Annotated in this window: 7 protein-coding genes and 1 pseudogene; 3 read left to right on the forward strand and 5 right to left on the reverse strand. The window is 44.9% G+C overall.

The annotated features are described in order from the left end of the window. Positions 1–333: 333 nt before the first annotated feature. Together fliS and AC3A8L_RS16580 are read right to left on the reverse strand one after the other, a co-directional pair. Positions 334–711: a flagellar export chaperone FliS gene (gene fliS, locus AC3A8L_RS16575; RefSeq protein ID WP_487963385.1), complete on the reverse strand. Its 378-nt coding sequence runs from the start codon at positions 709–711 to the stop codon at positions 334–336. Between the two features lie 75 nt (positions 712–786). Further along, positions 787–2,067, reverse strand: a complete 1,281-nt coding sequence (locus AC3A8L_RS16580) for a hypothetical protein (protein ID WP_487963386.1) — start codon at positions 2,065–2,067, stop codon at positions 787–789. A gap of 324 nt (positions 2,068–2,391) precedes the next feature. Here AC3A8L_RS16580 and AC3A8L_RS16585 point away from each other — a divergent pair, with 324 nt between their 5' ends. Further along, positions 2,392–3,528 (forward strand): acyltransferase family protein, encoded by a 1,137-nt coding sequence (locus tag AC3A8L_RS16585; protein WP_487963387.1) that lies wholly within the window; start codon positions 2,392–2,394, stop codon positions 3,526–3,528. Positions 3,529–3,530: 2 nt separating this feature from the next. On the opposite strand, the gene AC3A8L_RS16590 is transcribed toward AC3A8L_RS16585, so the two are convergent. Beyond that, entirely contained in the window at positions 3,531–4,604 is a 1,074-nt protein-coding gene (locus tag AC3A8L_RS16590; RefSeq protein WP_487963388.1) for a GNAT family N-acetyltransferase, read from the reverse strand. 2 nt (positions 4,605–4,606) lie between these two features. Then, positions 4,607–7,171, reverse strand: coding sequence for an amino acid adenylation domain-containing protein (locus tag AC3A8L_RS16595; protein ID WP_487963389.1), 2,565 nt, complete (start codon positions 7,169–7,171; stop codon positions 4,607–4,609). Between the two features lie 146 nt (positions 7,172–7,317). Here AC3A8L_RS16595 and AC3A8L_RS16600 point away from each other — a divergent pair, with 146 nt between their 5' ends. Beyond that, positions 7,318–8,085 carry a WecB/TagA/CpsF family glycosyltransferase gene (locus AC3A8L_RS16600; protein WP_487963390.1) on the forward strand — a complete coding sequence of 256 codons (768 nt, stop codon included), beginning with the start codon at positions 7,318–7,320 and terminating at the stop codon, positions 8,083–8,085. 25 nt (positions 8,086–8,110) lie between these two features. On the opposite strand, the gene AC3A8L_RS16605 is transcribed toward AC3A8L_RS16600, so the two are convergent. After that, positions 8,111–9,112 carry a glycosyltransferase family 2 protein gene (locus AC3A8L_RS16605; protein WP_487963391.1) on the reverse strand — a complete coding sequence of 334 codons (1,002 nt, stop codon included), beginning with the start codon at positions 9,110–9,112 and terminating at the stop codon, positions 8,111–8,113. 215 nt (positions 9,113–9,327) lie between these two features. Between AC3A8L_RS16605 and AC3A8L_RS16610 the strand changes: the two are divergent. Then, positions 9,328–9,974, forward strand: a pseudogene (locus tag AC3A8L_RS16610) (hypothetical protein); the annotation flags it as partial.

Consider the following 9,974-nt stretch of genomic DNA (forward strand, 5'->3'; position numbering starts at 1 on the left):
GCCATATTTTCGCCTCGTCAAGCAAGCACCCACAAACCCAAATTCCAGCAATTTAGGGGCGGGGCAATAATAGTTTGTCCAAGCAAACGAGGGCGCCGGCTTTATCAATAAGGCGCTCGAAGGGGCCATGCCGGGGCCTATATGGACATAGGTCATTAGGATAACGCATGGAGCAGTTATCGAGGCATGTAACGCTTTGAGCAACGCTGTTGAGGAAGCAGAAGGCAAGTATTATATAAAGTATTTTTTCCTCGGCCCTTATTCCGTGCCCCCCCCTAAGCTGGCGAGCACGCTGTACTCACCCCCTACAGATTACATAGCACTCCAGTTTAACTAACCGATTTTTTTCCACGTGTTCTGCAGGTCAGACAATAGCGTTACGGCTTCATCCAGTAACTTTTCATCATTTTTCGAATGAGCATTCGACAATATGCGTTGTATATAGATATAAAGATTATCAAGATTATGCGCCAAATCGCCGCCATCGCCAGTATTAAGGCTCTCCCTAAGCCCGCCTATAATACTGACGGCACTATTGATTTTTTTCCCCTTAAGCTCCGCATTACCGTATTGCATAGCACCTTTGGCCTGCACAATACGATCAATTGCTCCCTGATAAAGCATATCAATTAACCGGTGAGGGGAAGCGATTTCGACATCACTACGATACTGAACCTTGGCATACGACTTAATTGCTGATTGGCTATTCATAAGGGCTACAACTCTCCATTTCAACGATGCTTCATACCCTTACTATCGACCATCAACCACAAAACTTTAGATATTTTAACGCCGGTATAATTGATAATCGAAGGAAACTCCCGCAATATCTTGCGTATAATCATCCAACCCCAGCCTGAACTTACGCTCGCTTCGCTCTACGAAGAGGCGAAACCTACCGTGTTTAAATACCTCGCTCCACGCAATACCAATTCGTGCGTTGGCTTGATCATAATCATCATCGCCCACAAGTAAGTCAACCTGCCGAAGCTCATAACCCACATCAAAAATAAGTGTACGGCGTGCGCGGTAATCGAAACCCATTGATACCGCATACTCCTCAGAATCCAACTGTTTTTCACGCCGATAGTTTTCACTCTCCGTACCCAAGATCAAACTTGCATCACAACGTCCACAAACAAATGAGGATTGCCAACTCAACTCACCTTTCCTCATCTTATATTGGTCAGTCACACTTAACTGGCCATCAGGTCCGGCAACGCTGCCGCCACCCTCTGAACCTTGAGATGTATCCGTCAACCACTGCTTAAATGTCAGCGAAACTTGATGTACAGCGCCTTCGTAACCCAAGCCCACCTCGTAGAACGGCGAACTCTCACTACTGTCACTACCATCACCAATACTGTTTCTACCAACATTTACAGCGTAGCTCAGCTGGCGCAACTCTGTTTCCCAAGAAATACTCGCGCGACGATAATCAAAAGATACGGAGTCTACGTTAAGATAGTCCAAAGAGTACCCGCTTAATTCAAGCCCAAACGTACTCAAAGGGCCAACTAAGCGATGAAAAGAAAGACCACCTCCAACTCTAGATGAATCATTTAACCCATTAGAATCAAATCTTGATTCAGTCGCATTCCCGTAAAGTGAAAATCGATTAGCCCGCCGACCAACCCGTAAGCCAAGCGTGCCAGACGTGACACTTCGGCGATCCAAGTTTTCAGGCGCATCACCCAGCAAGCTATCAATTAACAACTCTTCTGCCCGATGCGAAGCGCTACCATAAAAAAGGCTGATTCCATCACCGAGTTCTAGAGCTGCAGACCCCAGAAACAAATCATTATTTTGTGCCGTTTGCTCTGAAAAACGACGGTTTATATAGGACGCATCCGATATAAACCGGACATAACGGCTCGCGATTTCACCCGCCATTACGAGCGATGCAACGGTTTGCTTCTCTTTAATTTCAAGCGCCTCAACAGTGGCGTTTCTTGCATTATCAACTGACTGTACATCCACCCCCGCACGAACAATAAAATCATCCGCATGTAGATTAGTGACGGGAACTATCAATAAACAACAAGCTCCTATTAATCTATTTAACATACATATCTACCTAAACCTTTCATTAACATCGTATCCAGAACGTAAAATAGCGTATTCTTGAACAGCAAATTAGCGACACAAAACCTGTCGATTAAGTTTACACATTTTTATTGATGAGTGAGATTTCGCATATAACTTGCAAGCAAAATACTCCCTGAAGTAGCAGTTAGCTTGATATCACGTGAGTCCAGACAACAGATCACGACTACCTTATTATTTTATGTGAGTAGGCATGATTCATGCCTACTCACATATTCCTGTTATATAAAGGCGTAGTTAAATAAACATTGTGACTAGCCTCCACCGACGACTGACGACCCCTTCATGCCTCAATTATCACAACATTTAACACCCGAAAACACTCAAGACAAAGTCATTTCGAAAACCGACAGCGATATATTGTCTATCGCACGCTTCGTGATGATCGCCAGCTTAGTTGTCCATCACGTGTTCACAATTCCGGCCTCAGGCTTTTTCCCAAGATTTAGTCTCACAGATGAAACCATTTCGGCTGCAAATATTCTGAATGCCATACTCCACTGGTCCAGCATGGCCGCGGTGCCAATACTCAGTATTGCCTCTGGTTTTTTGTTTTTCTCAAGTAGTCGTTCATACGCAGAAAAATTTCGTCGGCGAATACTAACTATTGCTCTACCCACTGCTTTATGGGGCGCGATTTGGTTTACTGCATCCTATATGCTCTACATGGTAGGTCATGAAAAAGGCTTATTTGAATGGGCGAACTATGGGTTTGACAACCCCTCACTAATGACCCTCATTGATGGGATACTGGGCATAACCCAAACACCTTTTGCTTTCCAATTTTGGTTTATTCACGACCTTATACTAACGCTATGCTTAGCACCACTTATTAGCCTCAGCCTTAACAAGGCTTTCTGGATCACACTAATAGCGCTATCTGCAGTTTGGGTTAGCGACCTAATACCCAGCCCTTTCTTTTATGGCAACGTTCTAATGTTTTTCACTTTAGGTGCCGCTCTACAAAAAAGAACGCCAAGTATAGAGGCCGCTATTAATACTCTATGGCCATTTAGGTACTTAATCTTGACTCTCTTCGCTTTGGCTTTGGCTGGCCGAGCATTTAACGGCTATATACACGAATGGTTAGCCAGCTACCCCTTCCTATGTTTATTAAGGGTATTAGGCGTATTAAGTAGCAGCATTATTATTCTGGGGTGCTACAAGCGAAAGTTTCGCTTTATTTCAGCAGTACAATCTCTATCGCCATATAGCTTCTTTATTTTCGCATCTCACTACCCAACAATAGAATTCATCAAAACCATCGTCCAGAGAATACCGGGGCAGTCGTCAGAGCTTGGCTTGATTATTAGCCTATTTATCATTCCGACACTTACTATCACTTTGTGTATTTTGGGCGCATTAGCACTGAAGCGAATAATGCCGAAGCTATATAGCCTGCTCAACGGACAAAGAGACTAAGACTAACGCCCGCGTCGAGCAAGGATGCTTTGCGCTAAACGTGAGTTAATTAATGCGATTACCGCCTTACTCCACCACGAACCATTAGACGAATAAAAAACACCCACCGACTGACTTGACGGCTTCCACCGATCAATCCAGCTAACACCTGTCACAAAACTGACCCTGTCAATTAACCCGCTACTTTGCTGCGCGTTAATAAGACGCTCCAATATCAAATACCCCGGGCTCACCTCTGAAAATGACTCATCAAAGCCAATTTTTAACAAATAAAGCGTCCTTTTTATAATAATGCCAAACTGAGCCGCAATAGGTTTTTCATTTAGCCAAAGAAGGTTGATTTGACAGTTGCCGCTACCGCCATAAGCTGAGAGTAAGCTCTGATAATACGCCATTTTCGCAGGCTGTTTCAGGATGCTGGTACCCTCAGCCCCCTTCCACCCAGAATCCTCCAGCGTTAAAAACACATCAAATGCATCACTCAACCGACAAGACTCGGTAATCAACTCCAGTCGCAATGGGCCACCAACCTCAGCTTTGCAGCCTTTCTTAAGCAAGCCTTTCACAAATTTTTTACTGTAACGCGCCCAAAACGCCTCCACGCCACAGGAGAAATCAAGATATTTAGAGTCATGGGATAGCCTGATGTCTCCGCCGATAGATGCTGCACCGCCATCACACAAAACGCACTGCCATTTGATCAATACAAAAAACGGCAGCTGTCCTCGCATAAAAAGCGTTATCTCTTGAAGATACTCAGTAAGATTCATGACCGAGAAGATATCGTTTACGCCCATCTCGTTGGGATAAAACAACTGCAGAACAGGCAACTGAAATTTCGACACCGAAAGATACTGCATTTCAAATGGAAGGACGCCGACAAGCTTGCCCTGAGACCGCACAACAATAAAAAACACATTTTTATCACTCGCCCGCACATTCAGTTCCGCACGGTACCAGCCGGGGAAGTGCAAGAAGTGCGAGGCCCTAACTTCCGCCAACAAAGACCACTCTTGATACAAGTCATCGAGACCTGCCTTTCCGCAATAGCAGGTGTAAGTTAATTCAACAGCCACAGTTAGCGTCCCTTATTCATATACTCGGTAACGTATTCATACACAAGACCAATGGCGTCACCCTTCATCATACCAACGTGATCCGCATCAACGCTCTCCACACTTAACGGCCCACCAATTAACGCCCCCCAACCATAATCACTACTCGCTTGATAACCCAAACCAAAATCCGTATTTTGGGCTTTAACCAAAAGAACGTGACTCCCGTATTTAGTTGCTTGCGCACTATAACCATAAGATATTCGATCAAATATTCGCTCTCGAGCCGACTCATCCATTTCAAGATTAACAGTGTTAGCCGGTATTGTGTTCGCCTGCCCTATCCAGCGGCGAAACCTCTTACAAGCTGCCAAAGCTGCGCCACCAACGCCCTTATCTCTCGCACGCAAAAGGCTGTCCGCCAGAGTCTTTCTTAGCGTACGCTCGGCGCAGCCGGGCAAGTATGCGTCCAGCAATGCCACCCCCTTAACCGTAATCCCCTTTGATTCGAGCGCTTTGGCTACCTCTATTGACAAAATCCCACCGAAAGATAGGCCCACCAATATAACTTCTTGATAACGCTCTTGCCGTACGATCGCGTCAACATAGGCCTCAACCAAATAAGGTATGGATACCTGGACTGTATAATCATTATTCGCAGCATCAATTAAAGCAATTTCTTGCTTCGCAAACATGCCGTATACGGGGTTTTCTTTAAACTGGACAGCCAGCTCTAAATAAATATTAACGCCACATAAGCAAAAAATAGGCGTGCAACGGGAATCGGAAGTATTAAGTTTAACAACACTGGCCGCGCCTTGATTTCCATTCACAGTACTCAACACTGCACGTATGGTTGGGCGCTCAAAAAGGTCGGCGGGCGTATACGATAACCCCGTGGCTCGATTTATCGCTTCTACCACAGGGAAAACCAAAAGAGAGTGTCCCCCTAAATCGAAAAAATCATCATCAATTCCTATACCAAAAATACCTAACGCTGCCTCCCATACAGCAACAACACTGCGATCCCTATCATCACGAGGCACGCCATTAACGCCACTTACTGTAGGCAGCTGAGAATCAACGTATTTCTCACCGTTTTCCTTTAGCGCCTTGCGATTAATTTTTTGATTATCGGTCTTAGGTAGCTCAGAAACACAAATGAAATGCTGAGGCACCATATGTGAAGGCAACAGATCCGCACAATGCCTACGCAAGGTCATAGTGTCAGCCTCGACTCCAACATAAAAGGCCATCAAGCGTTCATCACCTACCGAAAACTGGCTCGAGACAACCACCGCATGGTCCACACCAGAAAACATAGAAAGCGCCCTCTCGACATCCCCTGGCTCAATACGAAAACCTCGGATCTTAATTTGATTATCGAGGCGATTAATGTAATGCAGACAGCCTGATTCATCGATATTAACGAGATCACCCGTTCTATACAGCAAACCTAGGGATATTTCGGGCAAAGAAATAAACCTTTCAGAGGTCAAGTCAGGCATCCCTTTATAGCCCATCGTCACCCCAGCACCACCGATTAGTAGCTCTCCTTCACTACCAGATTTAACCAAATGATTGTTCTCATCAACGATATAGATTGATGTACCCCGAATAGGGAACCCTATTCCAGGGGGGGCATTTGCAGACGGAATTCTGTAGCATGTTGACCATACAGTAGTCTCCGTGGGGCCATACATATTCCACACTTGGTCACTACACGCTAACATTTCACCGAGAAGGTCACGAGGAAAAGCCTCTCCGCCCACTAAGATTTTTAGTGGCAAAGCGGGTCGCCATCCACCCACCAAAACAAGCCGCCACGTCGCAGGCGTTGCCTGCATCATCGAGATATAACAATCATCAATTAAACGCTGGAGATCTACTAAAGAGCGCGCCTCGTCAGTTGAGGCAATAACAACCTGTGCTCCGACCAACAGCGGTAGAAACAGCTCTAAAACATGAATATCAAAGGATATCGTTGTAGTCGCCAAAAGACGATCAGTCGACGTCATGCCCGGCGATGACTTCATGGAAATTAAAAAATTGGCTACATTACCATTAGATATCATCACCCCTTTTGGGGCACCGGTAGAGCCAGAAGTATAGATAAGGTAAGCAAGTGCGTCGCTAGACCGCGGTACAGGCTCATAACGATGTGAATTACCTGAGCTCAACTTCTTTACCGAAAGAGTTGTTACTCCGCCAAGTGATTCGCTGTCACTCTCACAGACGACCAATTTTACCCCGGAGTCTTTGATGATGTATTCGCGACGACTCAGAGGGTAGGCTGGATCCACAGGAACATAAGCCGCCCCCACAGACCAAACAGCCAGCAGCAAAGGTAATATATCGATGGTGCGCTCGATGCTAACGCCCACAAGGTCGCCAACACCAACACCTGCAACGCCTAAGTTGTGGGCCATTACGCCCACTTTAACCGCTAAATCTGCATAGCAAAGCTCGCCATCAACCGCTAAAACGGCACTGGAATTGGGGCTTGCATCAACCCAATACTGAACAACATCTAAAAAGCTTTGCTCTCCAGATGAGTACATAGTCAATAATTCTTCAAAACTCGCCATACGGCACGCCTGTAATACATCTACATTTACAATAGCAGGTACCCCTAGACTTCCAAGAGGGCCATGCCTATTATTATCATCACTCTATTTAGACCTTACCCAAATAAGCACCTCAATGCTTATTTATCAATCAGGACCACCATTTCATGCAGTTTGCCAAAAGTACTATTCTCAATGTAACTTTCGACAACATCACTCAAGCAGAATTACTTGAAAACCTCACAGAAGGGGTCGTCGTCACACCCAATATAGACCACTTAATGAAACTCCAAAAGGACAAATCCTTTTACGACTGCTACCAACAAGCCGATTTTACGGTATGCGATAGCCGAATAATTTATGCCCTAAGCCGTTTACTATTCGCTAAAACCGCACTTAAAGAGCAAATTACCGGCTCAGATTTTTTCCCCGCTTTTTGCCAACACCATAAACATAATGAATCAATGGGTATATTTCTACTGGGTGGAACTGAAACCTCTGTAATTCAAGCCAAAGAAAACATCAATCAGCGCGCTTCACGTCAAATTGTTGTTGGCGCGTATTCTCCACCCTTTGGATTTGAACACAGCGAGGAAGAAAACAATAAAATCATTGCACTTATTAACGACAGTAACGCAACGACTCTAGCCATTGGTCTTGGCGCCCCAAAGCAAGAAAAGTGGCTTTTCGAACACAAACCCTCACTCCGCAATGTTAAAATTCACCTCGCTATTGGCGCCACTATAGAGTTTGAGGCCGGCAATTTAAAGCGAGCACCAAAATGGATGACTAAAACAGGGACTGAGTGGATCTATCGAATGCTCCAAGAACCTAAAAGACTAGTTAAACGATACCTATTAGAAGACATGCCATTCTTCATACTTATATTGAAACAAAAAATAGGGCTATACCGCAATCCTTGGAGCAATAAGTAATATTATTAACATGCACCTTTTGTAATTATTTATATTCCACAAGGTGCATATCCTTTCCAAATTTTAATTTATACCAAGCCTTAATCACGCCTAGCAATTGAGGCGCTTTACCCAGAATCGTGAATGAAGCATAAACAGGAGCTATGCCCTGCCGCAGACCTTGAGTATTCATGTAACGCAAAACCTTAATCGACTGCAAAACAAGGCACAGCAGCACTGTAATAACCGGAAGAATACTCAGCAACAATAAACTAAGTAACACTCCAAAAAGCGGAACACTACCCCAAAATAAGATACTCCGCACCTCTTTACGGCGAAAACGCTCATCTTCACACCCACCATGCGCATAGTAGCCTAAATAATAGGCGTGCCCACTTCGCTCAGATCTTTTCCACCACTGTCCAAAGCGAGTCATAGCTGCATCATGAAGTGTCATTTCAGAACCTATTCTCAGAATTTTATAACCGGCACGGCGCAGACGAAAACAAAGCTCCGGCTCTTCACCGGCAATGAAAGAACCATCAAAACCGCCAACAAAGCGAAATGCTTTAGCACTATAAATGGCATCTCCGCCACAAGCCTTAGCCTCTCCCACAGGCGTATTCCACTCAATGTCGCACATTTGATTGTAAACCGTACTCGAAGGGTATCGCTCACGCCTTCGACCACACACCACTGCCACATCAGGTTCAGAAGCAATACTCGCCAGACCATCCTCGAACCAATTCGGTGTGATTTCACAGTCGCCATCCACAAACATGACAAACTCAAGACCCTCAACCATAGAGTCCAAGTAGCGAAAACCTTCATTGCGTGCGCGCGCAGCGGTAAAAGGTTTATTCAGATCGAGCTCGACAACCTTTACTCCCAACTTGCGTGACTGGACCACACTATCATCAGTTGATCCGGAATCTACGTAGACGCAAGGCATGCCCCCCAGAGACTTTAAGCACCGAACTAACCTAGCACCTTCGTTGCGACCTATAACTACGACTCCACAAACCATACAACCCCACAAGAAACACATTAAAACAATAAGAATGAACAACTGACAATCTCAACATAAACAGGCCTTAACATGCTATTTAACAGCAGAAAACCTGCGCGCTAAAGTAGGCAAGCCAAAGGTATTTATTACGATCACGTCCAGAAACTACTATATACTTTACAGATGAGAGCCCAATAAGCACCACACCCAAATTTAGCCCGCAGATTACAGCGACACTATAGCAGAGCACCTCAATGCCTAACTTTTTCGCTTACGCAATGATGGCCGGTTGGCCCCTACTAGCCACAATTATCTACAGAAAATACGGCGTTGAACGCGCAGCCATATTAGTGTTTATCGTCCCCTACCTGTTATTACCAGAAAAAACAATGATCGATCTACCATTGCTCCCAGGCATTACTAAATCGATAATGATTGGGCTAACTGCATATTTTTTATTAAAGAAACACATAAAAAACAACCCATTCTTCAGCGATTCACAACCCATTAAATTTCTATTAATTTTAGGCTTTTTATCGCCGATCATCACCGTTATAAACAACACAGAAAGCCTATCATTCATATCCAGCGTGATACCCGGAATAACTTGGTGGGACAGCGTCACTTACTTATTGCGCTACTTTTCGCTCGTCTACGCACCGTTTATTATTGGATACTATTTACTCAACACCCAATCAAGCCAAAGAAACATCCTCCTTCTCCTTAGTGGCGCCGGCCTGGTTTACTTCATCCCCATACTATGGGAAGTAAGGATGTCCCCTCAGCTACACGCTGACATATACGGCTTTTTTCCTCACGACTTTAAACAGCAGGTTAGGCAGGGCGGATTTAGGCCGGTTGTTTTTTTAGGCCACGGATTGGTTGTTAGCGCCTTCATGAT

The sequence above is a fragment of the Marinagarivorans sp. genome, from assembly GCF_982758155.1.